This is a genomic window from Georgenia muralis (assembly GCF_003814705.1).
GTDB classification, from domain to species: Bacteria; Actinomycetota; Actinomycetes; order Actinomycetales; family Actinomycetaceae; genus Georgenia; species Georgenia muralis.
The window spans coordinates 1,590,957-1,617,479 of sequence record NZ_RKRA01000001.1 but is presented as its reverse complement, the minus strand read 5'-3'; the positions used below and the strand labels follow the sequence as shown (position 1 = coordinate 1,617,479).

The 26,523-nt window shown below is 73.6% G+C and carries 23 protein-coding genes, 1 pseudogene and 1 riboswitch; of the genes and pseudogenes, 10 read left to right on the top strand and 14 right to left on the bottom strand.

Annotated elements, in window-relative coordinates:
- Nucleotides 1-225: 225 nt before the first annotated feature.
- Nucleotides 226-729: an aromatic ring-opening dioxygenase LigA gene (locus EDD32_RS07125; RefSeq protein WP_123916205.1), complete on the bottom strand. Its 504-nt coding sequence runs from the start codon at nt 727-729 to the stop codon at nt 226-228.
- Nucleotides 730-1,042: 313 nt separating this feature from the next.
- Between EDD32_RS07125 and EDD32_RS19120 the strand changes: the two genes are divergently transcribed.
- Together EDD32_RS19120 and EDD32_RS07115 are read left to right on the top strand one after the other, a co-directional pair.
- A complete protein-coding gene (locus EDD32_RS19120; protein WP_211338760.1) occupies nt 1,043-1,477 on the top strand; it encodes an ATP-binding protein in 435 nt (144 codons plus the stop codon).
- A 48-nt stretch (nt 1,478-1,525) separates the two neighbouring features.
- The gene (locus EDD32_RS07115; protein WP_123916201.1) at nt 1,526-2,194 is read left to right on the top strand and encodes a class I SAM-dependent methyltransferase; all 669 of its coding nucleotides are present in this window, start codon (nt 1,526-1,528) and stop codon (nt 2,192-2,194) included.
- A gap of 36 nt (nt 2,195-2,230) precedes the next feature.
- On the opposite strand, the gene EDD32_RS07110 is transcribed toward EDD32_RS07115, so the two are convergent.
- The 5 genes from EDD32_RS07110 to EDD32_RS07090 all read right to left on the bottom strand — a co-directional run bounded on the left by EDD32_RS07110 (nt 2,231) and on the right by EDD32_RS07090 (nt 6,680).
- Nucleotides 2,231-3,040 carry a nucleoside phosphorylase gene (locus tag EDD32_RS07110; RefSeq protein ID WP_123916199.1) on the bottom strand — a complete coding sequence of 270 codons (810 nt, stop codon included), beginning with the start codon at nt 3,038-3,040 and terminating at the stop codon, nt 2,231-2,233.
- Between the two features lie 89 nt (nt 3,041-3,129).
- Nucleotides 3,130-3,933, bottom strand: a complete 804-nt coding sequence (locus tag EDD32_RS07105) for an ABC transporter permease (protein ID WP_246006024.1) — start codon at nt 3,931-3,933, stop codon at nt 3,130-3,132.
- A complete protein-coding gene (locus EDD32_RS07100; RefSeq protein WP_246006023.1) occupies nt 3,930-4,754 on the bottom strand; it encodes an ABC transporter permease in 825 nt (274 codons plus the stop codon). The genes EDD32_RS07105 and EDD32_RS07100 overlap by 4 nt, the downstream gene beginning before the upstream one ends.
- Before the next feature lie 2 nt (nt 4,755-4,756).
- The gene (locus tag EDD32_RS07095; RefSeq protein WP_123920288.1) at nt 4,757-5,581 is read right to left on the bottom strand and encodes an ABC transporter ATP-binding protein; all 825 of its coding nucleotides are present in this window, start codon (nt 5,579-5,581) and stop codon (nt 4,757-4,759) included.
- 49 nt (nt 5,582-5,630) lie between these two features.
- Nucleotides 5,631-6,680, bottom strand: a complete 1,050-nt coding sequence (locus EDD32_RS07090; RefSeq protein ID WP_123916195.1) for an ABC transporter substrate-binding protein — start codon at nt 6,678-6,680, stop codon at nt 5,631-5,633.
- A 181-nt stretch (nt 6,681-6,861) separates the two neighbouring features.
- Between EDD32_RS07090 and EDD32_RS07085 the strand changes: the two genes are divergently transcribed.
- From EDD32_RS07085 to EDD32_RS07075, 3 genes are all read left to right on the top strand, one after another.
- Nucleotides 6,862-7,587 carry a TetR/AcrR family transcriptional regulator gene (locus EDD32_RS07085; RefSeq protein ID WP_246006022.1) on the top strand — a complete coding sequence of 242 codons (726 nt, stop codon included), beginning with the start codon at nt 6,862-6,864 and terminating at the stop codon, nt 7,585-7,587.
- A gap of 93 nt (nt 7,588-7,680) precedes the next feature.
- A complete protein-coding gene (locus tag EDD32_RS07080; protein WP_123916191.1) occupies nt 7,681-8,712 on the top strand; it encodes an ABC transporter ATP-binding protein in 1,032 nt (343 codons plus the stop codon).
- Complete coding sequence (locus EDD32_RS07075; protein ID WP_211338759.1) at nt 8,709-10,370, top strand: ABC transporter permease; 1,662 nt, start codon at nt 8,709-8,711, stop codon at nt 10,368-10,370. Before EDD32_RS07080 ends, EDD32_RS07075 begins: the two co-directional genes overlap by 4 nt.
- On the opposite strand, the gene EDD32_RS07070 is transcribed toward EDD32_RS07075, so the two are convergent.
- From EDD32_RS07070 to EDD32_RS07035, 8 genes and pseudogenes are all read right to left on the bottom strand, one after another.
- Complete coding sequence (locus EDD32_RS07070) at nt 10,367-11,458, bottom strand: IS630 family transposase (RefSeq protein WP_123916189.1); 1,092 nt, start codon at nt 11,456-11,458, stop codon at nt 10,367-10,369. The genes EDD32_RS07075 and EDD32_RS07070 overlap by 4 nt on opposite strands.
- A gap of 178 nt (nt 11,459-11,636) precedes the next feature.
- Nucleotides 11,637-12,437, bottom strand: coding sequence for an energy-coupling factor transporter transmembrane component T family protein (locus tag EDD32_RS07065; protein ID WP_123916187.1), 801 nt, complete (start codon nt 12,435-12,437; stop codon nt 11,637-11,639).
- Complete coding sequence (locus EDD32_RS07060; protein WP_170175243.1) at nt 12,434-14,305, bottom strand: ABC transporter ATP-binding protein; 1,872 nt, start codon at nt 14,303-14,305, stop codon at nt 12,434-12,436. Before EDD32_RS07060 ends, EDD32_RS07065 begins: the two co-directional genes overlap by 4 nt.
- Nucleotides 14,302-14,904, bottom strand: coding sequence for an ECF transporter S component (locus EDD32_RS07055; RefSeq protein ID WP_123916183.1), 603 nt, complete (start codon nt 14,902-14,904; stop codon nt 14,302-14,304). The genes EDD32_RS07060 and EDD32_RS07055 overlap by 4 nt, the downstream gene beginning before the upstream one ends.
- 11 nt (nt 14,905-14,915) lie before the next feature.
- Entirely contained in the window at nt 14,916-15,623 is a 708-nt protein-coding gene (locus tag EDD32_RS07050) for a YkoF family thiamine/hydroxymethylpyrimidine-binding protein (protein WP_123916181.1), read from the bottom strand.
- Nucleotides 15,624-15,674: 51 nt separating this feature from the next.
- Nucleotides 15,675-15,782: riboswitch (TPP riboswitch) on the bottom strand.
- A 131-nt stretch (nt 15,783-15,913) separates the two neighbouring features.
- Nucleotides 15,914-17,082, bottom strand: a pseudogene (locus tag EDD32_RS07045) (IS30 family transposase).
- 166 nt (nt 17,083-17,248) lie between these two features.
- Nucleotides 17,249-19,228 (bottom strand): hydantoinase B/oxoprolinase family protein, encoded by a 1,980-nt coding sequence (locus EDD32_RS07040; protein WP_123916179.1) that lies wholly within the window; start codon nt 19,226-19,228, stop codon nt 17,249-17,251.
- Nucleotides 19,225-21,318 (bottom strand): hydantoinase/oxoprolinase family protein, encoded by a 2,094-nt coding sequence (locus EDD32_RS07035; protein WP_211338758.1) that lies wholly within the window; start codon nt 21,316-21,318, stop codon nt 19,225-19,227. The genes EDD32_RS07040 and EDD32_RS07035 overlap by 4 nt, the downstream gene beginning before the upstream one ends.
- Nucleotides 21,319-21,505: 187 nt before the next feature.
- Between EDD32_RS07035 and EDD32_RS07030 the strand changes: the two genes are divergently transcribed.
- The 5 genes from EDD32_RS07030 to EDD32_RS07010 are packed head-to-tail and all read left to right on the top strand — an operon-like array spanning nt 21,506 to nt 26,395.
- Entirely contained in the window at nt 21,506-22,636 is a 1,131-nt protein-coding gene (locus EDD32_RS07030; protein ID WP_170175242.1) for an ABC transporter substrate-binding protein, read from the top strand.
- Entirely contained in the window at nt 22,629-23,708 is a 1,080-nt protein-coding gene (locus EDD32_RS07025; protein ID WP_123916173.1) for an ABC transporter ATP-binding protein, read from the top strand. Before EDD32_RS07030 ends, EDD32_RS07025 begins: the two co-directional genes overlap by 8 nt.
- A complete protein-coding gene (locus tag EDD32_RS07020) occupies nt 23,705-24,604 on the top strand; it encodes an ABC transporter permease (RefSeq protein ID WP_123916171.1) in 900 nt (299 codons plus the stop codon). The genes EDD32_RS07025 and EDD32_RS07020 overlap by 4 nt, the downstream gene beginning before the upstream one ends.
- Nucleotides 24,594-25,403, top strand: a complete 810-nt coding sequence (locus EDD32_RS07015; protein ID WP_211338757.1) for an ABC transporter permease — start codon at nt 24,594-24,596, stop codon at nt 25,401-25,403. Before EDD32_RS07020 ends, EDD32_RS07015 begins: the two co-directional genes overlap by 11 nt.
- Nucleotides 25,400-26,395, top strand: coding sequence for a uroporphyrinogen decarboxylase family protein (locus EDD32_RS07010; RefSeq protein WP_123916169.1), 996 nt, complete (start codon nt 25,400-25,402; stop codon nt 26,393-26,395). The genes EDD32_RS07015 and EDD32_RS07010 overlap by 4 nt, the downstream gene beginning before the upstream one ends.
- Nucleotides 26,396-26,523 lie beyond the last annotated feature (128 nt).

Below are 26,523 nucleotides of genomic sequence, written 5' to 3'. Positions count from 1 at the left end.
ACCCCGCCCGGTACTGAGTCACGGGCTGACCGGGCAGAGCCCCGCACGCGATGAGCCCCCGGACGCGGAGCTCCCGGCCACGGCGGACGCCGGAGCCCCCGGCCACGGCGGAGCCCCGCACGTGGCGGAGCCCCCGACCCCACGCCGGGTGGCGGGGGCCGGGGGCTCCGGCAGGTCGTGCGGGTGGTGCCGGTGGAGCGTCGTGCGGGTGGAGCGTGGTGCGTCTCAGACGGTGACCGGGGCGCGGTCCTGGGAGACCACCGGCGCGACCGGCGCGGTGCGCAGGCTGGTCAGCGCCCACCCGACGAGGATCCACAGCACACCCAGACCCATCACCAGGGCGGCCACACCGAAGGAGACCACCGAGGTGAACAGCGACGCCCGCAGGAACGAGGCGTTCATGACCGTGGTGCGCTGGCCCTGCAGCTCCTCCGCGAGCGCGGTGTCCCCCGCCGCCTCCGCGGCGCCGACCTCACCACCGAGCTCGGCGTAGGTCTTGCCACCGGTGGAGTCCATCGCGTGGCGGTTGATGATCTGCGCCTCGGCGAACGCCGAGAACGGACCGTTGACGTCGTCACCGGGCAGCATCTCGGAGTCATCGGCGACCGTGATGTTCTGCTCGGCCAGGTTCGAGGTGATCAGACCCCACGTCACCGCACCGGCGACGATGAAGACGATCCCGGCGATGATCGAGACGATCCCGGCGATCTTGGTAGCGGACTTGCTCATGATTTCTTCTCCAGGGTTTCGGTGCGGCCCACCGCCTGGCGGTCCGCTCATCTGCTGCCTCACCGGCATCGACCGGATCGGAACTTGCTACGTGAACAACGTAGAAGCGACAAACCCGGACATAGCAGGACGGAGGTCCCGTACCGCGCGGCCTGCCCGCCCGGGCCGGTGTGTCCTCGATCACTCGACCGCCGGCGCTGCCCGCGATCCCTGGGGCCAACGATCTGACCGCTGGGGCGACGGACCCGTTCGGGTTGCCACCCCGGCCCGCTGCCGTGACCATGAATCGTCACTAGCCAAACCAAGGAGTCTCGTGAACCCCGGACTGCCGACCGAGTCGTACCCGCCTGAGGCCTACGACCTCGTCGCGCACTGGCTCCTGGACCGCCCCGCGCACCTGTCGTCGTTCCGGGCGGACCTGACCCAGGCCCTGCGCGACCACGGCGCGTCCTACGCGGGCGGCCTGACCGGGACAGCCGACCAGATGGTCCTCGTCGCCTCCGAGCTCGCGACCAACGCGATCGTCCACGCCCTGCCGCCCACCCGGGTGCGCCTGCTCGTGGGTGCGGAGGAGTTCGTCCTCGACGTCATCGACCACGCACCGGACATGCCGCCGCAGATCGCCCAGAACCGCGAGATCGGCGAGGGCGGGGCCGGCCTCAAGATCGCCCAGCGCATCGCCCTGGAGGTCGCGTGGTACCCCGACGGCACCGCCAAGCACGTCTGGGCCAGGTTCCCGCGCCGGTAGTGCGACGCGACCGGTGACCTGCCGCGCCGGCGGGCGGATACTGGTCCCATGACGGGTTGCTGCGACCCGCGCGGCTATGACGCGACCTTCACCCCGCGGTTCGCGCACCGGTTGGCGCGGCGGTACCGGCGGCGCGGCCTGGACCGGCTCTCGGCGCAGGTGGTCCAGCGCTGCGTCGACCACGGCATCGAGGGCGCCACCGTCCTCGAGATCGGCGGCGGGGTCGGGTCGCTGCACCTGGAGCTGCTCCGCCGGGGCGCCGCCACCGCGACCAACCTCGAGCTGGCGGGGACCTACGAGCACGACGCCGCCGAGCTCCTCGCCGAGGCGGGCCTGACCGACCGCGTGCAGTGCCGGCTCCTCGACCTCGCCACCGACCCCGACGGCGTCGAGTCCGCCGACGTCGTCGTGCTGAACCGCGTGGTCTGCTGCTACCCCGACCTTGCCGGACTCCTCGGCGCGGCAGCCGGGCATGCACGGCGGCTCGTGGTCCTGACCTACCCGCGACCCAGCGTCGTCACGCGCGCCATCCTCGTCGCGGAGAACGCCGTCGAGGCCCTGTTCGGGCGGACCTACCGGGCGTTCGCGCACCCACCGGAGGAGATCCTCGCCGTCCTGCGGGCGCACGGCCTCGAGCCGGCGCCGGACCGGCGCGGCGGTCTCTGGTGCCTGGTCAGCGCGACCCGGGCGCCGGTGCCGGGCACCTCCGCGGCATGACCTGCCGCCGGGCCTGCTCCCCGCCGCCCGACCGCCTCACAGCTCCAGCCGCACCGCCGTCTCCAGCGCCGCCTCGATGCTCGCGGCCCAGCCGTCCTTGAGGCGCGTGTTCTTCTCGTCGTAGACGCTGGTGCCGTCGACGAGGTTCGACGAGCACGCGCAGATCATCCCCGCCCGCATCCCGCGCAGCCGCGCGACGACGAACAGCGCCGCGCTCTCCATCTCCACGTTGAGGACGCCCTGGCGGTGGAGCTCGGCGATCCACTCCGGGCCCTCGGCGTAGAAGGCGTCGTCGCTGGCGTTGATGCCGGTGTGGACGGCGAACCCGCCCCGCGTCCGCGCCAGGCGCCGGGCGGCGGCGGCGAGCTCGGTGGTGATGGCGAGGTCCGGCACCGCGGGGTAGCCGGGGTGCACGTAGGCCTGGGTGGTGCCGTCGTTGCGGAGCGTGCCCTCGCTGACGAGCAGGTCCCCGGGCTCGACGCCGGGCTGGAGCCCGGCCGAGCTGCCCACCCGGATCACCGAGGTCACGCCGACGCGGGCGAGCTCCTCGACGGCGATCGCGGTGGACGGGCAGCCCATCCCGGTGGAGGTGGCCGTGATGCGGCGGCCCTTGTAGTACCCGGTCATCGTGCGGTGCTCGCGGCGGTGGGCGACCTCCCGCACGTCGGTGAGGAACTCGGCGACGAGCGGCACCCGGAAGGGGTCGCCGGGCAGCAGGGCGACGGTGCCGACCTCACCCGGCGCGATGCCGATGTGGTACTGCCGCACACCGGTGCCGACGGCGGACTTGTCGACGGCCGACCTCTCGACGGCGGACTTGTCGACGGCGGCCTGGTCGGTGGACATGGTGGTGCCTCTCGGTTCGGGTCCTGCGCGAGGGTGCGGCGCAGGGCTGGGGGAGCGGTGAGGTGTTCGGGTGAGCGCGCCGGTGGCGGTCAGACCCCGGGCGAGCCGGGCAGGCCCGCACCGGTCAGGACGAGCCGCTCGAGCAGGGAGACCAGTCCGTAGAGCAGCACCGAGGCGAGGGTGACCAGGACGACGAGGCTCCAGACCTGGGCCATCTGCGCCTGCCCGATGGCGAACACGATGCCGTGCCCGACGCCCTCCCCGGTGGCGAGCCACTCCGCGATGACGGCGCCGGTGACGGCGCCGGGGACCGAGATCTTCACCGCGGCGAGGAAGGAGGGCAGCGACGCCGGCAGAGCCACCTTGCGCAGTGCGGCTAGGCGGCCCCCGCCGTAGACGGCCACGACGTCGAGCATCGGCGGCGAGGCCGAGCGCAGCCCGAACACCATGTTCACCAGGGCGGGGAAGAGCACGACGATGCCGCCCATGACGGCGACCGTGGCCGCATCCCGCCCGAAGACCAGCACGATGATGGGGGCCATCGCGATGAGCGGCACGGTGCGCAGCAGCATCGCGAGCGGCATGAGCGCCTGCTCGACGGCGGTGAAGAGGGTGAACAGCAGCGCCAGGACGCTCGCGGCGGCGAGTCCGGCGACGAACCCGATCGCCGCGTCCGCGAGGGTGCGGCCCACCAGCGCCGTCGCGACCGCGCGGTTCTCGGCGGCGCCGTCGTCCGTGACGAGGTGCCCCCAGACGTCGAGCGGGCCCTTGCCGATGAACGGTGAGACGTCGAGGAGGCGCAGCGTCGCCTCCCAGAGGGCGACGACGACGAGCAGCGAGAGCCCGCCCTGGGCCAACCCGCGACCGGTGGCACGCAGCAGGGCCGCGCTCACGAGGTCCTCCCGTCCCGCGCCCACGGCGTGACCAGGGCGCCCAGTCGTCCGACGAGCACGAACCCCGCCCCGGCGACGAGCCCGGAGAGCAGGGCGACGCCCCACAGGCGGGCCACCTCCAGGCTCTGCTGGGCGTTGACCATCACCGGGCCGAGACCGCGGTCCACCTGACCGACGTACTCGCCGATGATCGCCCCGAGGAACGCCGCGGGGACGGCGATCCGCAGCGCGGTCATGATGCTCGGCAGCGCGGCGACCGCCTGGACCTTGACCAGCCGGTGCCACCGGGTGCCGCCGTAGACGGTGACGAGGTCGAGACTGGCCCGGTCGGCCGCGCGCATGCCTGCCAGCGCCCCGGTGAGCGTGGTGAAGAAGACCGACATCGCGGCGAGGAACACCGCCGTCCCCGACGGCTCCCCCGTGGCCGGCGCGCCCACGACGAGCGCGACCACGGGCCCGATCGCCACCGTGGGGACGGAGTAGCTGACCACGGCCACCTGGGTGACGACGCCCTCCGCCCGTGGCGCCAGGAGCACGAGGGCGGCGAGGAGCAGGGCGACGCCGTTGCCCCACAGGTAGCCCTGCCCGGCCTCGGCGAGGGTGAGGGAGAGGTTGCGCCAGTGGAAGGCGGCGCCGTCCTCGACGAGCTTCGCCACGATCTGCCCCGGGGTCGGGAACGTGCCGACCTCCCCGCCGGGGGCCCGGCCGACGGGGGCCAGGACGGTCGCCGTCGCCAGCCACCACAGGCTCACGAAGGCGACGACGGCGAGTGCGCCGCTCGCGCGGCCGGCACCGGCCGACCACCTCCGGATGGCGCCCACGATCACTCCCCCGGCCCGGCGGCGCCGAAGAGCAGCTCGGAGGCGCGGTCGTGCAGGGCGTGGAACTCGGGGCTGCGCATGATCTCCGGCGTGCGCGGCCTGGGCAGGTCGACGTCGATGACCTCCTGCACCCGCCCCGGCCGGGCGCTCATCACCGCGACGTGGTCCGAGAGGAAGATCGCCTCGGAGATGCCGTGGGTGACCATGAGCGTCGTCGTCGGCTTCTGGGTCCAGATGCGCAGCAGCTCGACGTTCAGGCGCTGGCGCGTCATGTCGTCCAGGGCACCGAAGGGCTCGTCGAGGAGCAGGACCGAGGGCCGCACCACGAGCGAGCGGGCGATCGAGACCCGCTGGCGCATGCCACCGGACAGGTGCGCCGGGCGGGCCTTCTCGAAGCCCGTGAGCGCGACGAGGTCGATGAGCTCGGCGATGTACGCCTCGTCCGCCGGCAGGCCGGCGACCTCGAGCGGCAGGCGGATGTTGGCCGCCACCGAGCGCCAGGGCAGGAGCGCGGAGTCCTGGAACGCGATGCCCAGCTCGTGCCCTGCGCGCAGCTCGGCAGGGGTCTTCCCGTCGATGGTGGCCGTGCCCGACGTCGCCGTCTCCAGGCCCGCGAGGATCCGCAGGATCGTGGACTTCCCGCACCCCGACGGGCCGAGGAGGGAGAGGAAGGCGCCGCGTTCGGAGGTGAGGTTGACGTCCGCCAGGGCGGTAACACTGCGGCGGCCGAGGGTGAAGGTCTTGCCCAGCCCGGCGATGTCGATGCCGCTGGCCGCCCCGCCCGCGGACGAGCCGGCCACGTCCCCGCCCGCGGACGAGCCGACCATGTCCCCGCCCGCGAGGCCGGCCGGCTGGCCGGCCGCGCGGGTGGTCGGCTCACTCAAGGAGCTCGGGGTGCTCGTCATAGACTTCCTCCAGGAGCGACAGGTCGAACAGCTCCTCCGCCGTGATGTCGAAGCCGGCGACGGCGAGTGTCTCGATGTTGGCCTCGACCAGCTCGTCGGAGATGGTGAGCAGCCCGTTGGCGTCGGTCTCCTCGGTGCTGATGAGGTCGACCTGCTCCTCCGCCTGGCGGACCTCCTTGTCCATCTCGAGCTCGAGGTCGGCGCCGTACTCCTCCACCGCGAGCCGGGCGGACTCCTCGGGGTCGGCGATGGCGTCGCGCCAGCCGAGGATCTCGGCGTGGAGGAAGGCCTTGAGGGCCTCGCGCTCGTTCTCGATGGAGTCCTCGGTGACGATGAAGCTCTCCGTCATGAAGGGCAGCCCGTTGTCGGCCAGGGGCAGGTTGACGGTGTCGAACCCGGCGAGCTCGACGGTGATCGCCTCGTTGGTGAGGAAGGCGAAGAAGCCGTCGACGTTGCCGTTGGTCAGCTCGGAGGGGTCGTAGCCGACCGGCACGATGTCGACGTCGGCCGGGTCGATCCCGTTGACCTCGAGCAGGGCCGCGAAGAGGGTGTCGTTGCCGCCGGTCTGGACGCCGATCGTCTTGCCGACGAGGTCCTCGGGCGTCTCGATGGCGTTCTCCGCCAGGGACAGGATCGTGAAGGGGTTCTTCTGGTACGTCGTACCGATGATCCGCAGGCCGGCGTCCTGCTCGATGTTGACCGGCGCGGCGGCGACCGGCGAGGACAGGCCGACCAGCGCCTCGCCGGAGGCGACGATCGTCTCGGTCGCGGCCGGGCCCGGGGTGAGGGTGACCTCGCCGAAGCCGGCGTCGGCGAAGTAGCCGTTCTCGATGGCGAAGTACTCCCCGGCGAACTCGGCGTTCTTCACCCAGGAGAGCTGGACGGTGAGGTCGCCCAGGTTGGGGGCGCCGCTCGCCTCCCCCTCGGCGGGCTCGGCGGTGCCGGGGGAGCACGCGGCGAGCAGGGCCAGGCTGGTGAGGATCGCGGCGGGGCCGGCGAGGCTGCGGGCTGAGCGGGGCATCGGGGTCTCCGGAGGTCAGAGGGGTCGGGAGCCGCGGGGCCACGCAGGGGCCGGTCCCGCGGCACCCTCCTGACGCTAGGGACCGCGCGTTTCGACGGCGTTTCCTCCGGTTTCACGCTCTTTTCCGGTTGGCGTCGAAATGGGTGGCGCCCGGGCTGAACACGTGTTTACAATCATCAACGTGCGTTCACCTCATGGCTCGCGCGGGCCCGACCCGGATGCGGACCTCCACGCCCGGGCACGGATCCGCAACGCCGCGCTCCACCGGTTCGGCGCGGAGGGCTTCGGCGTGGGGCTGCGGGCCATCGCCGAGGACGCCGGGGTGAGCCCGGCGCTGATCATCCGGCACTACGGCTCCAAGGCCGGCCTCCGCGAGGCCTGCGACGAGCACGTGCTCGCCCTCATCCGCGAGACCAAGACCGAGTCCCTGGCGACGGCGGACCCGCGCGCCGTCCTGGACAACCTCGCCCGGCTCGACGAGTACGGCTCGATCGCGATGTACGTCGTCGCGAGCCTGACCGCCGGCGGCGCGCTCGCCACGCACCTGTTCGAGCAGATGGTCACCGACGCGACCGCCTACCTCGAGGAGGGCGTCGCCGCGGGGGTCATCCGCCCCAGCCGCGACCCGGAGGCGCGCGCCCGCCAGCTCACCCTCGGCGGGCTCGGCGGGCTGCTGCTGCAGCTGCGGCTGGACGAGGCGCAGGGCCGCCGGCCCGACGTGGCGACCTTCATGCGCGAGCTCGAGCACACCACCATGCTGCCGACCCTGGAGCTCTACACCTACGGCCTGTTCACGACCTCGTCGATCTACGACGCGGTCCTGGCGGCGGAGGGCGTGGACGGCCGCGCCGCCCACGCCGCGCCGCACGACGTCGCTCCCGACCCGCCGTCGCCCGCGCAGCCCTGAGACCTCGCGATCACGACACCGGCACGGCCGGCACCCGGCAAGCACAGGCAGCACCACCCCGGCGGCGACGCAGCCGCCCCTCAGGAGACCGACATGGACGACGTCATCCGCATCGACAGCCTCGTCAAGACCTTCGGCACCACCCGCGCGCTCGACGGTCTCGACCTCACCATCCGCCGCGGCGAGGTCCACGGCTTCCTCGGCCCCAACGGCGCCGGGAAGACCACGACCATCCGCATCCTCCTGGGCCTGCTCCGGCCCGACGCCGGCACCGCCGAGCTCCTCGGCGCCGACCCGGTCCGCGACGCCGTCGCGCTGCACCGGCGCCTGGCGTACGTGCCCGGCGACGTCGAGCTGTGGCCCAACCTCACCGGCGGGGAGGCGATCGACGTCTTCACGCGCCTGCGCGGCGGCGCCGACCGCGCCCGCGTCGACGAGCTCGCCGCCCGCTTCGACCTGGACCTGACCAAGAAGGGCCGCACCTACTCCAAGGGCAACCGGCAGAAGGTCGCCCTCGTCGCCGCCCTCGCGGCCGACGTCGAGCTCCTCCTCCTCGACGAGCCGACGGCGGGCCTGGACCCGCTCATGGAGGCGGTCTTCCAGGAGGAGATCGCCCGCGCGAAGGAGCACGGCACCACCGTCCTGCTCTCCAGCCACATCCTCGCCCAGGTCGAGGTCCTGGCCGACCGCGTCTCGATCGTCCGGCAGGGCCGCGTCGTCGAGAGCGGCACCCTGGCCGAGCTGCGGCACCTCACCCGCACCACCGTCACGGCCACCACCGACCGGCCGGCCGACACCCTCGCCGCCCTGCCCGGCGTGCACGACCTGCGCCCGGTCGACGGCGCCGCCCGGTTCGAGGTCGACGGCGAGCGCGTGCCCGAGGTCATGCGCGCCCTGGCCGAGCTCGGGGTGCGCCAGATCGTGGCCCACCCGCCCACGCTGGAGCAGCTGCTCCTGCGCCACTACGGCAACGGCGCCACCGACGCCGACGCCGCCCCGGCCCCCGCCGACGGGCGCGGCGGTCCCGACGGGCGGAGCGGGCGCCGCCTGGGCCGCCGGCACGACCGCCGGTCGCGCAACCACGACGACGCCGAGGCCGTCGCCGCGACGGGCGGTGCCCGGTGAGCGCCGCCGTCGCCACGCCTCCGGTGGCCCCCACCGCCCCCGCCCGCGACGCCGCCCGCGGCGCGCTCGCCGGGACCGGTGCGCTCGTGCGCCTCATGCTGCGTCGCGACCGGGTCCGGCTCCCCCTGTGGGTGGGCGGGATCGCCCTGTTCGTGCCGTACTTCTTCACCGCGTTCGGCGCCCTGTTCCCCACGACGGCGGACCTGCAGCAGGCGGCGTCGTTCACACAGGGCCCGGTCATCTCCCTGCTCGGCGGGCCCGGCTACGGCCTGGGCGAGGGCATCACCTACCAGAGCTTCTTCGCCGCGGTGTACTGGCTGTACTTCCTCCTCGCCGCCGCGCTGATGAACATCCTGCTCGTCTCCCGGCACACCCGGGTCGAGGAGCAGACCGGGCGGTCCGAGCTCGTCCGGGCCAACGTCGTCGGCGCGCACGCCCCGCTCACCGCGGCGCTGGTCGTGGCGGTCATCGCCAACGCCGCTCTCGCCGTCGTCCTCACCGCGGCGCTCGTGGGCTTCGACGCCCCGCTCGGCGGCGCCGCACTGGTCGGGGCCGGGACCGCGGCCGTGGGCCTGGTCTTCGCCGGCGTCACCGCGGTGACGGTCCAGCTGACCGAGTACTCCCGGGCCGCCTCGAGCGCGGCCGGCGCCGTGCTGGGCGCCGGGTTCGTCCTGCGCGCCATCGGGGACTCCCTCGGCGAGCACGGCACCGCACTGTCCTGGCTCTCGCCGTTCGCCTGGTCGCAGCAGACCCGCCCGTTCGTGGACGAGCGGTGGTGGCCGCTGGCGATCTCGCTCGTCGTGGCCGCCGGGGCGGCCGCGCTCGGGTACGCCCTGTCGCTGCGCCGTGACGTGGGGGCGGGCCTGCGCCCGGCCCGGCGCGGACGGGCCGAGGCCGCCGACTGGTTGCGCGGACCCACCACGCTGTCCTGGCGGCTCCAGCGCTCGGGCGTGCGCGGCTGGGCGATCGGCCTGACGATCGCCGGTCTCGTCTACGGCGGGGTGGCCGACACGCTCGTCGAGAACTTCGTCGACGTCACCCCCGAGCTCACGGCGGTGCTCGGCAACGCCGAGGACAGCGTCGCCGGGTACCTCGCGCTCATGGTCTCGATGATGTCGGTGGCCACGGCCGTGTTCGCGGTCCTCGCCGTCCAGCGGGCCCGGTCCGAGGAGGTCGAGGGCCGCGCCGAGCCGGTCCTGGCGACGGCGACCAGCCGCACGGCCTGGCTCGGCGGGCACGTCGCCGTCGTGGCGCTGGCCTCGGTCTTCCTGGTCGTCCTGTCCAGCACGGCCGTCGGGCTCGGGGCCGCGGCCTCCACCGGCCAGTGGCACCACGTGGGTGACCTCGCCCTCGCCGGGCTCGTCAGTGCGCCCGCGGTGCTGCTGGTCCTCGGCGTCGCCGCGCTGCTCTACGGCATCGCGCCGCGGGCCCTCACCCTGGCGTGGGTGGTGGTCGTCGTCGGCTTCGTCATGGAGTTCTTCGGGCCGTTGCTCGAGCCGCCGGGCTGGCTGACCGCGCTCTCGCCCTGGGACCACGTGCCGGCGCTGCCGGTCGAGGACCTCACTCTTGGCCCGGTCCTGGTGCTGGCCGCGCTGGCCGTCGCCGGGGTGGCGGCTGGGCTGGCGGCGTTCCACCGGCGGGACGTGGTGACCACCTAGTGTCCTGCGCCGGTAGTCCGTTGAAGAAGTCGTTTCAGTGATTCGAGGATCTGTTCGGCGGTCTTGGTCCAGATGAACGGCTTGGGGTCATCGTTCCAGGCTTTGACCCAGTTGCGGATGTCGGCCTCGAGGGCCTGGACGCTGCGGTGGTCCGAGCGCTGGAGCAGGTCGGCGGTGACGTAGGCGAAGAACCGCTCGACCTGGTTGATCCAGGACGAGTACGTCGGGGTGAAGTGCATGTGGAAGCGCGGGTGCGCCTGAAGCCAGCGGTTGACCGTGGGGTGCTTGTGGGTGGAGTAGTTGTCGCAGATCAGGTGGACGTCGAGGTGGTCGGGAACCTCGGTATCGATCTTGGTCAGGAACTTCTTGAACTCCACCGCCCGGTGCTTACGGTGCAGGGAGGAGATCACGGTGCCGTCGGCGGTGTTGAACGCGGCGAACAGGCTGGTGGTGCCGTGCCGGACGTAGTCGTGGGTGCGCCGCTCGGGCATCCCGGGCATCATCGGCAACGCCGGCTGGGACCTGGCCAGTGCCTGGACCTGGCTCTTCTCGTCCACGCACAGCACCACCGCGGACTCCGGCGGGTCGAGGTAGAGCCCGACGACGTCGTAGACCTTCTCCACGAACAGCGGGTCGTTGGAGAGCTTGAACCCCTCCTCGCGGTGCGGCTTGAGCTCGAACGCCTTCCAGATCCGCCCGATGGTGGACCTGCTCAACCCGGTGCGCTCGGCCATCTTCGCCCGCGACCAGTGCGTGGCGTTCTTCGGTGTCGACTCCAGCGTGGCGACCACGACGTCCTCGACCTGCTCGGCGCTGATCGAGGCCGGCCGCCCCGGGCGCGGCTCGTCCGCCAGCCCGTCCAGCCGCAGCTCGACGAACCGGGCGCGCCACTTGCCCACCGTCGCCGCCGCGCACCCCAGACGGGCGGCCACCGACTTGTTGTCCAGCCCCTCCGCGCAGGCCAGGACGATCCGCGAGCGCAGCGCCAACGCCTGGGCGGACTTCGCCCTGCGCGACCAGCGCATCAGCTGCTCACGCTCCTCAGCAGTGAGGACCAACTCGGCCTTCGGGCGCCCAGATCGCGACATACCCCATTCTACGACTTATCCCGTGAATTTATGGTGTACGACACTAGGTCGCATGCGTCACGCACGAGCCGAAGAGAGCGTCAGGCCATGCCTGACGTTCTCTTCGGCTACAGGTGGTGCGTCGCCGGACGGCGTCGGGCGGGCAGCGCCATCCCGGCCGGCGTGCCCAGCGACACTCTCACCCGTTCAGCGCGCCCGGCCCCTCCAGGTATCCCAGCGCGCCGCTCAGCGCGATGACGGCCGCCACCACCGCGAGCACGCCGGCGGCGAACCACCGGTCCGCGCGTGTGACCACCACCGGCCGCCACGTCGTCCGCGGCTCGAGCCCGAGCCCGCGCGACTCCAGCGCCTGCGCCATCCGCTCGCCCTTGCGGACCGAGACCACGAGCAGGGCGAACGCGACCCCGGCGAGGTGCCGGGGGCCGCGCGGCGGCCGGCCGCCGTCGAACGTGGCCCGGACGGCGTGGGCGTGGCGGATGGTCGCCCACTCGCGTGGCATCTCCTGGAGCATCCGGTACCCGGCGAGGACGGCGTAAGTCACCCGGGCGCCGAGCCGGGCGTTGTGGTGCAGGCTCGTCATGAGGGCGACGCCGTCGGTGGAGGCCAGGAACCCGATGGCCAGCACCCCGATGAGCAGGGTGCGCCCCGCCAGCGCGCCGCCGACGCTCAGCCCCTCGACCGTCACGCGCAGCGCCCCGGCCTGCCACAGCACCTCACCGGGCCGGGTGAGGGCGTTGACCGTGAGCACCCCGACGGCGAACAGGACGAACGGCACGTGCGCGAGGGCCAGTGAGCGTGGCGTGAGCCGGGCCGATGCCACGACACCCCCGAGCGCAAGCACGTACAGCACCGCCGGGGTCACCGGGTCGAGGACGAACATCACCACGAGCGAGACGATGGTCAGGAGCGCCAGCTTGACGGTCGGGTTCCGCCGGGCGAGCGCGGAGTCCACCGGCGGAGCCGCGGAGAAGGCGCTCATCGGCCGGCCCCGACCGCGGCGTCGAGCTCGCGCAGGACGTGCGCCACCGCGTGAGGAGACACGTGCTCGAGCAGCCAGGCCACCAGCGGCGGGACCCGCACACCGGCACGGGCGAGCAGCGCGGCGTCGCCGAGGACCGCCGCGGTCGGGCCGTCGGCGAGCACCCCGCCGTCGCCGAGCAGGACCACGCGGTCCGCGAGCGCAGCGACGGCGCGCAGGTCGTGACTGGCCAGGACGACGGCGGAGCCCGCGGCGGCCGCGTCGCGCAGGGTGGCCAGGGTCGCGACGGCGTCGCGGCGGTCCAGGCCGAGGGTCGGCTCGTCGGCGAGGAGGGCCGGCCGGTCGTGGGCGAGCATGGCGGCGAGGCTGAGGCGACGCTTCTCGCCGCCCGAGAGCCGGAACGGGTTCTGCTCGGCCAGGTGATCGAGCCGGTGCCGACGCAGCCGGCGGGCCACCACCGCGTCAGAGCCGGCGGGCAGGCCGTGGGCGATCTCCTCCCGCACGGTGTGGGCGAGGAACTGGTGCTCGGCGTTCTGGAAGACCAGTCCCGGCCGCGCCCCGGTGACCTCGCCGGCGAGCGGCTCGAGCAACCCGGCGAGCGTGAGCAGCAGGGTGGACTTGCCGACGCCGTTGGCGCCGAGGATCGCGACCACCTCCCCCGCGCCGACCTCGAGGTCCACCCCGGCGAGAACCGGAGCCGGTTCCAGGACAGGCCGGCGGCTCCGACCCCGCCGCCTGGGGGTCCCGTCCCCGCGCCCGACGGCAAGGGACCGGGCCGCCAGCACCGGCCCGGCACCTCCGGCGGTGTCTCCGGCGGTATCTCCGACGGCGTCGCCGGCATCGGCACCGGCTGCGGCTCCGGGGCCGCCGCCCTCCACACCGGCCTCCCCGACCCCGTCCGCCTGCTCGGCCAGCGCCGTCAGCAGGGCGGTGTTGGCGGCCGCGCCGAGCCCGCCGGGGGCGCCGGTGAGCGCCTGGAGCTCGGTCTCGAGCGGCAGCCAGCACCCCGCGGCGTGCAGCGCTGACGCGTGGTCCCCCAGCACCGCGGCGGTGGGGCCGTCGGCGAGGACGGTGCCGTCGTCAGCCAGGGCCAGCGCCCGGCCCGGGAGTCCGGCGACGCCCTCGGCGCCCGCCCACTCGTCGAGCCGGTGCTCGACGAGCACGACCGCCGGCCGGTACCGCTGCGTGGCCGCGTCCAGCGCCTCGCGGACGGCGGCGATCCCGGCCGGGTCGAGCATCGACGTCGGCTCGTCGAGGAGCAGTACCTCCGGCTCGGTGACGAGCGCCGCGGCGAGTGCGACCCGCTGCGACTCCCCGCCGGACAGCGTCGCCGTGGCCCGCCCGCGCAGCCCGGTCGCCCCGACCGCGTCGAGTGCCGCTGCGATGCACGGGCCGATCGTCGCCGGATCGGCGCCGTGGTTCTCCAGCGGCAGGGCGAGCTCCTGCTCCACGTGCGGCAGACAGACGGCGGCCGCGGGGTCCTGCGCGAGCACGCCCAGGTGGCGGGACCGCTCGACGACGGTGGCCTCCGCCGTCGCCGTCCCGCCGCCCGACCTCGAGCCCGATCCCACGGCGACCCGCCCGGCCACCGCCGCGGCGACCGAGTGCGGCACGACGCCGGTGATGAGCTGCAGCACGGTCGACTTCCCCGACCCGGACGCGCCGAGCACGATCACGTGCTCACCCGGCGCGAGTCGCAGGGAGACCCCGCGCAGCACCGGGTCCGGCCGGCGCGGGAAGGAGACGGAGACGTCGTCGAGCGCGACGGCCGCGCCACCGGGCGCGAGCGCCTCCGCCGGATCGGGCGGCCCGGCGGACGTGCGACCGACGCCCTCCAGGGCTGTGCGGTCACTCAGGGGCTTCGTCACGCCCGGACCGTCTCGCGGTCGATCGCGAAGTTGTCCACGACGCCGGTGCGGGCGAGGGCGTCGACGACCACCTTGGCCAGCAGACCGCCCAGGACGATGCCCGAGAGGCACTGCACGACCAGGCGCAGCGCGAAGATGTCCTGGCCGTACCAGCCGGAGCGGAACGCGGAGAAGAAGAACACCAGGCCCGCGCCGAGCAGCCCGGAGAGGGCGAAGACGCCCCAGGTGTACCTCTTGTAGCGGGTGAGCGCGAAGGGCAGCTCGGAGCCGATGCCCTGGATGGCGGCGGCCACCACGAGCATGGGGCCGACCGGTGAGCCGAGGAAGACGACCTCGACCACCGAGGCGAGGATCTCGGCGGCGATCCCGGCGCCGGGCCGGCGGATGATGGCGATCGCGATGGGCGCGACGAGGAGCCAGCCCCCGAGGAGGACGTGCTGGGCGAGGTCCCCGGCAGGGCCCATGAGGATGCTCAGGCCGTTCCAGGCCTGGACGAGCGCCCAGTAGACGAAGCCGAAGACGACGCCGAGGACCACCATGAGGACGAGGTCCTTCATGGCCCAGCGGCGGGTGGTCGCGGTGGCGGCGGTGACATTCATCGTCGGCCCCCTCACGCCTGCGCCGGGCTCGGCGAGCCCACGGAGATCGTCAGGTGGGTGACGACGTGCGGCACCTCGGTGCCCACCTGCGCCCAGGCGTCGACGGCGGTCGCGACGACGTCGGCGACGTCGCCGGTGAGCCTCGTGGCGTAGTGCGCCGGGCTCGCGGCGACGCCGCGGCGCTGGGCGGCGGCGATCGCGCCCTCGATGTGGGCCATGTGGTCGCCGCCGTCGGACCCGCCGTCCAGGAGCGGGTACAGGGACCACTGGGCCGCCGCGCGGATGCCGGTGGGCTCGACCTCGACGGGCTCGGCGTCCGGCAGGCCGGTGACGGCGAGGTCGCAGCTCACCTCGCCCGGGCAGCCCCGGGAGAGCAGGACGTGGGCGACCACGTGCCCGCCGCCCGAGCGTCGCGACGCCGCGGCGACCAGCGCCGTCAGGTACGCGGCCAGCCGCTGCTCGGCCGGTGCGGTGCGGGCGCCGACGTAGGTGCTCACCTCATCGGTCTCGGTGACCAGGCCCGCGGTGAGGCCGGCGGCCTCGACGTCGGCGAGCGCGCCGAGGATGACCCCGACGAAGTCGTCGGTGTGCGGGTGGAGGCTCAGGCGCATCCCGACGCCGAGCGCGTCGGGCGTGGCCGCCGGTGCGGGTGCATCGGCCGGTGCGGGCGCGTCGGCCGGTGCCGGTGCGGTGGTGGTGCGGTCGGTCTGGGTGCTCATCACGGTCCCTTCTCGGGCCCGCGGGTACGTCGAGACCCGCCCACGTATACACGTGGGGCAGGTGCCCTGCTCCCTACGCCGGTACGAACCGGATCAGGTAAACGGGTCTGCGGACTCTCCGCACTCTCAGCGCCGTTCGGCGCTCCCCGGGGGTTGCCCTCACGCTAGCCCGGGCCGGTGACCGGCGCCAACGCCCGCCCGCAGAGCGAGACCCATCGCAACCCGGCGTGAGAACAACAGGCGGAAGACAATGTCAGGGTGAATTCTCGTGGTGGTTGCAACACTGCTGGTCAGGTGGCCTCGGTGAGGAACTTGTCCATGGCTTCGGCCGGTGTTCGCCACTGTAGGCGTTTGCGTGGTGGGCGTTGAGCTTGGCGGCGATGTAGTCGAGGTAGTCGGGCGGGAAGACCGAGAGGTCGCCGCCCTTGGGGAAGTACTGGCGCAGCAGGCCGTTGGTGTTCTCGTTCGTCCCGCGCTGCCACGGCGAGTGGGGGTCGCAGAAGTAGATCTGCAGCCCCGTCTCGGCGGTGACGAGCTCGTGCTTGGACATCTCGATGCCCTGGTCCCAGGTCAGGGAGGCCCGCAGCGCCTTGGGCAGGGTCTGGATCTTGGCCGCCAGGGCGCTGGCAACGGTCGGTGCCGCGTGGTTCACGGGTAGGTGCAGCAGCATGGTGAACCCGGTCGTGCGCTCGACGAGCGTGCCGATCGCGGAGCCGTTGTCGTGGCCGACGATCAGGTCGCCCTCCCAGTGCCCGGGCACGGCCCGGTCCGCCGCCTCGGGCGGTCGGGCGCTGATGTGGATGTCCTCGGTGATGAAGGACCGGTTGGTGCGCCCGTCGAGGCGCTTGCGTGGTTGACGCAGGTACCGGCCGGTGCGCAGGTGTTTGGTCAGCTCACGGGTCAGCGCGCCGTGGGTCTGGAGATAGAGCGAGCGGTAGACCGCCTCGTGGCCGATGCGCATGGACTCATCCTCAGGGAAGTCCACGCGCAGGCGGTGACTGATCTGCTCCGGGGAGAAGTCCTCGGCCAGCTTGGCCTGGACGTAGGCGCGCAGCGCCTCGTTCGTCTCGACCTTCGACGGCTTGGGCCGCCGGGCCCGCTCCGCGGCCTTGGCGTGGGCGCGAGAGGCGCGGTAGCCGGTCTGCCGGGCGCCGACGTTACGAGCCAGCTCGCGGGTGATCGTCGAGGGGGAACGGCCCAGGAGCAGACCGATCCCTCGGGCCGAGACACCGCCGGCGTGCTCGAGGGAGATGACCTCCCGCTCCTCGAAGGAGAGGTAGCGGCCCGTGGGGTCTGCCAGCGACATCGGTGCCATTCCGCCAGCATCACGGAACCACCGGTGCGCCAACGTCAGGCTCGCCCCGACCGCCTCCCCGGCCGCCGCCGTCGAGACACCCCCGGCCACCAAACGCCAGAACTCCCGCTGCACCTCACGACGGACCGGAGGACGACAACCCATACGACACCTCGATTCTCAAGGTGTTGCATCCACCACGAGAACCCACCCAGGACATTCCTGACGTTGTCTTCGGCGAGCGGATGGGGCCCGGTCCGATCGAGGCGCCGGGACTCACCGCCGCGCCAACCTGTCGGCGCGGCGTCGTCAGATGCTCACGAGCCCCCGGCTACGACCCGCCGAGCAGCGCCCCGAGCCGGCGTCGTGCCGCCTCGAGCTCCCCGTCCCCCGTGTCGACCCCGGGGAAGCCGGCCGGGAGGACGGCGAGGACCTCCCGGACGACCTCGATCTTGCGAGCGCTCCGGCGGCCGACCGGAAGGGCGCCCACCATCTCGACGAGCGCGTCGTGGAGATCCTCGGTGAAGACGGCGTCCCAGCGCTCACGGGCGCGTCCACGCCCCGAGCCGGTGCTCGGGCGCTCCTCGCGAAGGCGAGCGGTCTCGGTCTCGTCGAGAGTGAGGCCATCGGTCACGGCGACCCCGTAGTCTGCGCGCGCGCGCTCAGGTGTCACGAGCCCCCGGCGGACGTCGTCGAGCACGGCGGCGACGTCACGCTCGAACGGATCGCCGTACCCGCCACCACCGGGGGTCCGGATGGTCACGACATCGCCGGGGTCGAGCGGCAGCACGTCGACCGTGCGGACCCGCACGGCTCGGTCGGTCCCCTCGTTGATGACGATCTCCGCCGTCAGCCCCGGGGACCCGCCCATCGCCCCCCAGGGCGCGAAGACCTGCCGCTCCAGGCCACGGGCCAGGAGGGAGCTGGTCCCGTCCACCCGGAACACGAGCTCGAGCCCCATGCCGCCGCGCCAGGTGCCAGGGCCACCGGAGTCGGGCCGCAGCCCGTACCGCAGGATCCGGGCGCCGAGCTCGGCCTCGACAGTCTCGACGGGGTTGTTCGAGAGGTTGGAGATCCCGGCGTCGCGGCCGTCGACCCCATCGCCGCCGTAGCGTCCCCCGGTGCCACCGACCATGGGCTCGACCACCTGGACGTTCTGCCCCGCGCCCGTCTCCTCGGCCAGGACCACCGGGATGACGACGCCGCTGCTGGCCGCCGGAACGATGCGCGGAGCCGCCTGGATGAGCGCCCCGGACAGGGCGTCGTTGACCCGGGAGGCGGTGGCGTGCCGGACCCCGACGGCGGCCGGCTCGACGGCGTTGACCACGCTCCCGGGCGGCGCGGTGATGCTGATGAGGTCCATGAGCCCGCCATTGAGAGCGAGGTCGGGGTCGATGGTGCCGATGAGCGCGAGCACGCGCGTGGTCAGCCAGGCGTGCGGCCGGCCGAAGGAGGCGATGTTGAACGCCGCTGCCACCTGCGGGTCGGTGCCGGTGAAGTCGATGTGGATGCGCCCGTCGTCCACGGTGACCGTCACCGAGATCCGCACCGGCACCGGTGAGACGGCGTCGTTGTCGAGGAGGTCGACGAACCGGTAGGTGCCGTCGGTCAGCGACCGCAGCGCCTCGCGGGCGCGCTCGCGGGTCCTCGCCACGGCGCTCTCCCCGCCCTCCAGCACGGCGGCGCGGCCGTGCTGTGCGGCGACCTCGCCGACCCGGCGTCGCCCCGTGGCCAGGGCGCTGACCATGGCCTGGAGGTCTCCGCGGTTCGCCTCGGGCGTACGCGTGTTGGCAAGGAGGAGCGCCTCGACGTCCGGCACAGTCGTCCCGCCGCGCACCAGGCGAACCGGCGGGATGCGCAGCCCCTCGGCGAAGATCGAGTCGTTGAACGGAGAGACCGACGACGGCACGCGGCCGCCGATGTCGGAGCAGTGGATGAACGCCCACCCGTAGGCGACCACCTCGCCGTCGAGGAAGTAGGGCGCGACCATCTGGATGTCCGGCAGGTGGGTGGCGAGACCGCCCGTGCGGTACGGGTCGTTGGCGACGACGACGTCTCCCGGTTCGAGCGGTCCGGCCACCTCGGCGGCCCGGACGGTCTCGAGGACGTCGAGCCCGACGAAGCCGGACACGCCGATGGCCTTGGGGTAGGCGACGAACCGTCCGTCCGGGCCGGCGACGGCGCAGCAGAAGTCGGCGGTCTCCTTGACGTAGAGGGACCGGCTGGTCCGCTGCAGCGTCAGGCACATCTCCTCCGAGACGGCAGCGAGCTTGGCCGCGACGATGCCGAGGTCGACGTTCGTGAGCGTCATGGCGTGTCCTTCCGCAGGCGCAGGTTTCCCGCCTCGTCCGCTGCCGCGGCCCACCCGGGTGGGACCACGACGGTGGTGTCGCCCTGCTCGACGAGCGCCGGGCCGGCGACGGCCGCTCCGCCCACCCCGATCACGGAGCGCTCCACCACCGCGGTCTCGTGCCAGCGTCCGTACCACCTCAGGGGCCGTCGCTCGGCGGCGGCGCCGGTGCCGTCGGCCGCGCCCCGCCGCCGTTCCGGGAGCACCGGCTCCGGCCCGACGACGGCGAGCCGCACGGTGGCGACCTCGATGGTCGCCGTCGGGTCGGAGAAGTCGTAGAGCCGCTCGTGCTCGGCCCCGAACGCTGCGACGACCTGCGCCGTCGTCAGCTCGACCGCATCCTCGAGCGGGCCCTCCGTCAGCGGGACGGTGATCTCGTAGGCCTGCCCGAGGTACCGCATGTCGGCCGTGACCCGGGCGACGGACGCCTCGACGGGTGCCCCGTTGTCCACGATCCACGCTCGGGCCCGCACGAGCAGGTCGTCCAGGACCTGACGGACGTCGCGGAACGTGGCCTCCGTCAGCGGCCGCCGCAGGCTCCGGGCGAAGTCGCTCCGCAGCGGCGCCACGGCGGCGCCGAGGGCGCAGTACGTCGCCGCCGCGCCCGGGACGAGGATCTCGGTGACCCCGACCTCCTCCGCCAGGAGCGCGGCGTGCGTGGGACCGGCCCCACCGAAGGGCACGAGGGTGAGGTCCGCCGCCTCGTGACCGCGTTCGGCCAGGCGCTTGCGCAGCTCGGTGGCCATCTGCGCCGTCGCGACGCGCAGCACGGCGTCGGCGGCCGCCACCGCCCGCTCGTCCTCGTCGGCGCGGCCCGGCAGACCCAGGTCGTCGGCGACGCCGGCGAGCGCCTCGACCGCCCGGTGCCGGAAGAGCGGGACCTCGCCGTGGAGGAAGTGCTCCGGGGCGATGAACCCCGAGACGAGATACGCGTCGGTGATCGTGGCGTCGACACCGCCGAGCCCGTAGCACGCCGGCCCGGGGACGGCGCCGGCGCTGCGGGGGCCCACCCGCAGCGCGGCCGACCCCCCGGCGGTGTCGATCCAGGCGATGGAGCCGCCGCCGGCGCCGATGGCGTTGACGTCGACGACGGGCAGGATCAGCGGGAGACCACCGACGTGGGACCCCGTCGTCAGCGCACCGCGGCCCTGGAGGACGACGGCGATGTCGCTGCTCGTGCCGCCCATGTCGAAGGTGACCGCCCGGCCGCCGGCCCCGAGCGTCCGGGCGGCGGCGGTGACGCCGGAGGCCGGGCCGGACAGCACGGTCTCCAGGGGCCGTCTCAGCGCGGCCGCCACCGAGAGCGTGCCGCCGTTCGAGCCGGTGATGTACAGGGGGGCGGTCAGCCCGAGGCGCGACAGCCGCTCCTGGAGGTCGGTGAGGTACCCGGTCATGAGCGGGTGGATGTAGGCCTCGAGAACGGCGACCAGACCGCGCTCGTACTCCCGGATCTCGGGCCAGGTGGCCGCGGCCGCCACGACCTCCAGGCCGTCCAGCCGGGCTCGGAGCCCCCGGGCCACCTCGCGCTCGAACGCCGGGTCGACGAAGCCGCCGACCAGGACGAGGGCGACGACGTCCGGCTCGGTGGCGCGTACGTCCCGGGCCACCCGGTCGAGCTCGTCGCGGTCCGGTGCCGCCACCGGTACACCGTCGAACCCCAGGCGGGCGGCGATCTCGACCACCCGGTCGCGGGGGACGGGCGAGACCTCCGGCGTCGCGTGCAGGTCGAAGGAGCGCGGCATCCGCGCCCGACCGATCTCGAGCAGGTCGCGGTGCCCCGCGGACACCACGAGCGTCACGCGGGCACCCGAGCGCTGGATGATCGCGTTCAGGCCGATGGTCGTCCCGTGGGCGACCGCCCGGACCTGCGCGAGGTCGATGCCCTGCGCGACCAGCTCCTCCAGCCCGGTGACCACCGCACGGGCGGGCTCGTCGGGCGTGCTGGGGGTCTTGTGCTCGAGCACGCCCGTCGTGCCGTCGGCGCGTTGGCCCACGACCGCGAAGTCGGTGAACGTGCCACCGACGTCGATCCCGATCCGGATGTCTCGCACCAGCACTCCCCCTTCGCCGCCGGGTCACCCTACCCGCGCCCCGGTGGCGGGCCTCCTGCCTGTCGAGATGCCGTCTCGCGATCCGGGAACGACCCCCGTCGCGGTGGCGCGGGATCGGGCCGTCGGGGTGGGATGGGTCGACGTACCCCGACCGGAGCCTCGTCTCCGCCATCCGCAAGGAGCCCCCATGAAGCACGTGCGCACCCTCGCTCTGGCCGGAACGGCGCTCGCCCTCGCCCTGGCCGGCTGCGCGGCACCCACCACGGACGGGGGCGCCGACGGCGGGTCCGAGCCGGCCGAGGAGACGACCACGGGCGACGCGCCGCAGGCGGGCGGCGACGTCACGGTCACCCTGTACGGCGACCCGTGGGCGGCCGCGGTCCAGGCCGGCGCGGTCGCCGCGTTCGAGGAGGAGACGGGCGGAGCCGTCGAGGTCGCGCTCGGCGACAACGCGACGTGGTTCGCCCAGCTCCGTGCCTCCCAGGGCGGGGACGCACCCTTCGACGTCATGATCCTGCTGCCCGAGCAGCAGATCCAGGCGGTCGAGGAGGGGCTCGTGGAGCCGATCGACACCTCGCGCCTGAGCAACTGGGACGACGTCGCACCCTCCCTCGCCGAGGCGTTCGAGCAGGACGGCGAGCAGTACGGCGTGCCGTTCTCCGCCGGTGGGCTGGGGATCGCCTACCGCAAGGACCTCGTCGAGACCCCGCCCACCGCCTGGTCGGACATGTGGGACCCGGAGTACGCCGGCCACGTCGCGGCCCTCCCGCTGACCTTCCAGGCCGGCGCCCAGTGGTTCGCGGGCCTGGTGCACGAGGAGGGCGGCACGCTGGACGACCCGGCGGCCGTCGACGCCGCGTTCGGCCGCCTGGAGGAGCTGGCCCCGGCCGTCTCGGTGACCCCCAACAACGCGGTCGGCGTCCAGACGGCACTGCAGCAGGGGTCCGCCTGGCTCGCCCCCTGGTGGGACGGGCGCGCCGCAGCGCTCGCCCAGGAGGACCCGAACATCGCGTTCGCGTACCCCGAGTCCGGCGCGACCGCGGCCGTGACCACCTTCTACGTCCCGGCCAACGCCCCGGACAAGGACGCCAGCTACGCCTTCCTCGACAGCCTCCTCGACCCGGGGGCACAGGCCGAGTTCGCCGAGGCGATGTGGTACCCGACGTCGAACGTCACGACCGAGTTCCCGGCGGCGTTCGAGGGTGCGGTGAGCGCGGACCTGGAGACCTTCGACAGCTACGTCTTCGTCGACTACGCCACGCTCACGCCGAACCTCACCGACTGGCAGAACCGCTGGAACGAGATCTTCGGTGGCTGAGGGGGCCAAGACCCCCGAACCGTTCCTCCGGGTCGACGGGCTGACCGTCGGCTACGGGGACACCCCGGTGCTGAAGGACGTCTCCCTCGAGGTCGCCGAGGGTGAGTTCGTCAGCATCCTCGGGCCGAGCGGCTGCGGGAAGACCACGCTGCTCAAGACGATCGCCGGTTTCGTGCCCGCCGGTGCGGGTCGGATCGAGATGGGCGGCCGCGACCTCGTCCGGGTCCCGCCGGCCCGGCGGGACCTCGGCTTCGTCTTCCAGAACTACGCGCTCTTCCCGCACCTGAGCGTGACCGACAACGTGGCCTACGGCCTCGCCAGCCGAGGGGTGCGGAAGCCCGAGCGAGACGAGCGGGCGCGGGAGATGCTCGCCCTGGTCGGTCTCGAGAGCCTCGGCGCCCGCCGTCCGGCCGAGCTCTCCGGCGGCCAGCAGCAGCGGGTGGCGATCGCCCGCGCGCTCGCCGTCAGCCCGAGCGTCCTGCTGATGGACGAGCCGCTGTCCAACCTCGACGCCAAGCTCCGCCTCGAGATGCGCGAGGAGCTCCACAACCTCCAGCGGCGGGTGGGGGTGACCACCCTCTTCGTCACCCACGACCAGGAGGAGGCCATGACGATCTCCGACCGGTTGATCCTGCTCAACGCCGGTGTCGTCGAGCAGGTCGGCTCCCCGGCGGCGCTGTACCACCGCCCACGCACGCCCTTCGTCGCCGACTTCCTCGGCGGCGGCAACGTCGTCGACGGCCGGGCCGTTCACGGCGACGGCGGCACGACCGTCCTCGAGGCGCCTGACCTCACCTTCCCGATCCCAGGGGAGGACCTCCCCGAGGGGCCGGTGACGGTGGTCCTGCGCACCGACCGCGTCCGGGTGGGCACGGTCGAGGCAGGCGGCCTCGCAGGCACCGTCGAGCAGTCCGCGTTCCTCGGCTCCGCGTGGCGCTACCGGGTCCGGCTGGACGGCGGACGTGTGGTGCACGCCTCCGGTCCGCCGCGGCTGGACGGGGCCGCCGACGAGGGGGAGCGCGTCGGCCTGAGCTGGCACCCCGACGACGTCATCGTGGTCGGCAGCCGGTGAGCGCCGCACCGGCCGGGGTGCGCGGTCCGGCCGAGGCCAACGTCCGCGCCAGGGCGCGGAAGCGGCTGGCGCTGGTCGCCGCGGTGCCGCCCGCGCTCTTCCTGCTCGTCGCGTTCGTCGGGCCCCTCGTCCGGCTGGTCGCGGCGAGCGTCCAGGACGACGACGGCCGGCTCACACTTGCCCACTACCGCACGGTCTGGACGAGCGGGTACTACGTCGACGCCATCTGGGAGACCCTGGTGCTGGCCCTGCTCGTCATGGTCACCGCCGTCGTCGGCGGTTATCTCATGGCCGTCCCGCTCGCCCGGGCCCGCTCTCGCTGGACCCGCGCGGTCGTCCTCATCGCGGTGCTCTCCCCGCTGCTGACGAGCGTCATCGTGCGCAGCTACGGCTGGCTGGTGCTCCTGGCCCCCAACGGGGCGGTGGCGTCGCTGTGGGAGACGATCGCCGGTTCGGCGGCGCCGCAGATGCTCTACAACACCCCGGCGGCGTTCGTGGCCACCACGCACGTGCTCCTGCCCTTCGCGGCGCTGACGATCGCCCCAGGCGTCGCCGCCGTGCCGCGTGACCTCGAGACGGCGTCGACCAGCCTGGGGGCCGGGGCCGCCCGGACCTTCTTCCGGGTCACCCTGCCCCTGTCGCTGCCCTCCGTGACGGTCGCGGCCACGCTCGTGTTCGTGCTCGCCATGGGCATCTACGTCACCCCGCTCGTGGTCGGCGGCGACACGGTGCCCTTCCTGGGCATCCGCGTCTACCAGACGATCTTCCAGCTCGGTGACTACCCGACGGCGTCGGCACTGGGGTTCACGCTGGCCGTGGTCACGGCGGCTGGGACCGCCGTCCTGCTGGCCCTGTTCGCCTGGCTTCGACGGCTGGGAGGCGTCGGTGCGCGATAGGGCCTTCGTCGTTCTCACCCGCGCGGCCGGGATCCTCGTCCTCGTCTTCCTCCTCACCCCCCTGGTGGTCGTGGCCGGCGCCTCGGTGAACCCCGGCAGCTTCCTCACCTTCCCGCCCACGGGGATCTCCCTGCGGTGGTACGAGGCGATCCTGTCCGACCGGGCCTGGCTCAGCTCCTTCCAGCTCAGCCTCTGGCTCACGGCGGTCGCCACCCCGGTCGCCACCGTCCTCGGGACGTTCGCCGGCTACGCCATCACCCGGTGGGAGTACCCCGGACGGGGCGCGCTCGCCCTCTTCATGCTCTCGCCGCTCATGGTCGCCGAGGTCCTCATGGGACTGGCGTTCCTCTACTACCTCACCGCCTTCCGGCTCGTCGGCTCGGTCACGGGCCTGCTGGCGGCGTACGTGCTGGTGGGCGTGCCGTACGTGGCCCGCACCGTCGCGGCCTCGCTGGAGACCCTCGACCCCGATCTCGAGGTGGCGGCGGAGAGCCTCGGGGCGAGCCGGTGGCGACGGCTGCGGACGGTCGTCCTGCCGCACGTTCTGCCCGGTGTCCTCGCCGGTGCCACCTTCACCGCAGTCCTGGCGTTCGGCGAGCTCGCCATCACCCTGTTCATCGCCGGTCCGAGCACCACCACGCTCGCCATGCGGATCTACACCAACGTCCAGTTCGCCGCGAACCCCTCCGTCGCCGCGGCGGCCACGGTGGTCATCGTGCTCGCCGTCGTCGCCGTGCTGGCGCTCGAACGCTCGGGCCTGGCCACGCGCGGCCAGCAGATCGGGCGGACGCGCACGTGAGCGTCACCGGCCGGGAACGCGTGCTCGCCGCGCTGGCGGGCGAGGTGACGGACCGCCCGCCCATGACCCTGTGGCGGCACTGGCCGGTGGACGACCAGGACGCCGCCGCCCACGCCCGGTCCGCGGTCGCCCACCACGACTCGCTCGGCCTCGACCTTCTCAAGATCACCCCGTCCGCCTCTTTCATGAGCGAGGCGTGGGGCGCGCGCACCGAGTACCGCGGGGACGTCATGGGGGTGCGCGACTACTCCTTCCGACCGGTCGCCGGGCCCGAGGACTGGCTCCGCCTGGAGGCGATCGACGTCACCGACGCCCCCTCGCTCAGCCGGGAGGTCGAGGTCGTCCGGCTCCTGCGGGACAGGCTGGGCCCCGACGTCCCGCTCCTGCCCACCGTCTTCACGCCGCTGAGCGTGATCCGCTACCTGGCGGGCGAGCGGTTCGTCGCAGATCTGCGGATGCACCGGTCGGCAGTCGACCGCGCGCTCGACGCGGTCACCCGCACGACGGTCGACCTGGTCCGGGCGCTCCTGGGTGCGGGCGCTGACGGGATCTACTTCTCCCTCTTCCCTGCCTCCGCCGCCGTGCTCTCGCTTACGGAGTACCGCGAGGCCGTCCTGCCGTGGGACCAGGCGGTCATGGCGGCGGCCGAGCCGGCGCAGATGCGGGTGGCCCACTTCCACCTGCCGTTCCCGCTGCTGCCCCTCGCGCGGGAGCTGCCGGTGAACGTGGTGAGCTGGGAGCACACGTCAGAGGGCGGTCCCGGTCTCGCCGAGGGCAGGGAGCTGACCGGGAAGGCGGTCATCGGCGGGCTCGACCAGCACGGCGCCCTGGCACGTGGAGGCCCGGCGGAGGTGGCCGCCGGCGTGCGTGCAGCGTGGGCGGCCGGCGGCGCAGGGCTGACCCTGGCCACGTCCTGCTCGTACCCGCTCACCGCGCCGGTGGGAAACCTGCACACGTTCGCGGACACGGTCCGGTCCCTGCCGTCGGCCTGACGGCCCGCAGGGCGGGACCATCCTGGCTCGCCGAAGAGACCGTGCGGACCTGCCTGACGTCCTCCTCGGCAAGACGCGCTGGTGCGGCACGGCGCCATCACCGCAGCAACGGGCGCGACGCGGCGGTA

Excerpts from the sequence above, each read along its gene's own strand:
- EDD32_RS07125 (WP_123916205.1), bottom strand. The coding sequence starts at position 729 with ATGAGCAAGTCCGCTACCAAGATCGCCGGGATCGTCTCGATCATCGCC.
- EDD32_RS07115 (WP_123916201.1), top strand. The coding sequence starts at position 1,526 with ATGACGGGTTGCTGCGACCCGCGCGGCTATGACGCGACCTTCACCCCG.
- EDD32_RS07110 (WP_123916199.1), bottom strand. The coding sequence starts at position 3,040 with ATGTCCACCGACCAGGCCGCCGTCGACAAGTCCGCCGTCGAGAGGTCG.
- EDD32_RS07095 (WP_123920288.1), bottom strand. The coding sequence starts at position 5,581 with ATGGTCGGCTCGTCCGCGGGCGGGGACGTGGCCGGCTCGTCCGCGGGC.
- EDD32_RS07090 (WP_123916195.1), bottom strand. The coding sequence starts at position 6,680 with ATGCCCCGCTCAGCCCGCAGCCTCGCCGGCCCCGCCGCGATCCTCACC.
- EDD32_RS07080 (WP_123916191.1), top strand. The coding sequence starts at position 7,681 with ATGGACGACGTCATCCGCATCGACAGCCTCGTCAAGACCTTCGGCACC.
- EDD32_RS07070 (WP_123916189.1), bottom strand. The coding sequence starts at position 11,458 with ATGTCGCGATCTGGGCGCCCGAAGGCCGAGTTGGTCCTCACTGCTGAG.
- EDD32_RS07065 (WP_123916187.1), bottom strand. The coding sequence starts at position 12,437 with ATGAGCGCCTTCTCCGCGGCTCCGCCGGTGGACTCCGCGCTCGCCCGG.
- EDD32_RS07055 (WP_123916183.1), bottom strand. The coding sequence starts at position 14,904 with ATGAATGTCACCGCCGCCACCGCGACCACCCGCCGCTGGGCCATGAAG.
- EDD32_RS07050 (WP_123916181.1), bottom strand. The coding sequence starts at position 15,623 with ATGAGCACCCAGACCGACCGCACCACCACCGCACCGGCACCGGCCGAC.
- EDD32_RS07040 (WP_123916179.1), bottom strand. The coding sequence starts at position 19,228 with ATGACGCTCACGAACGTCGACCTCGGCATCGTCGCGGCCAAGCTCGCT.
- EDD32_RS07030 (WP_170175242.1), top strand. The coding sequence starts at position 21,506 with ATGAAGCACGTGCGCACCCTCGCTCTGGCCGGAACGGCGCTCGCCCTC.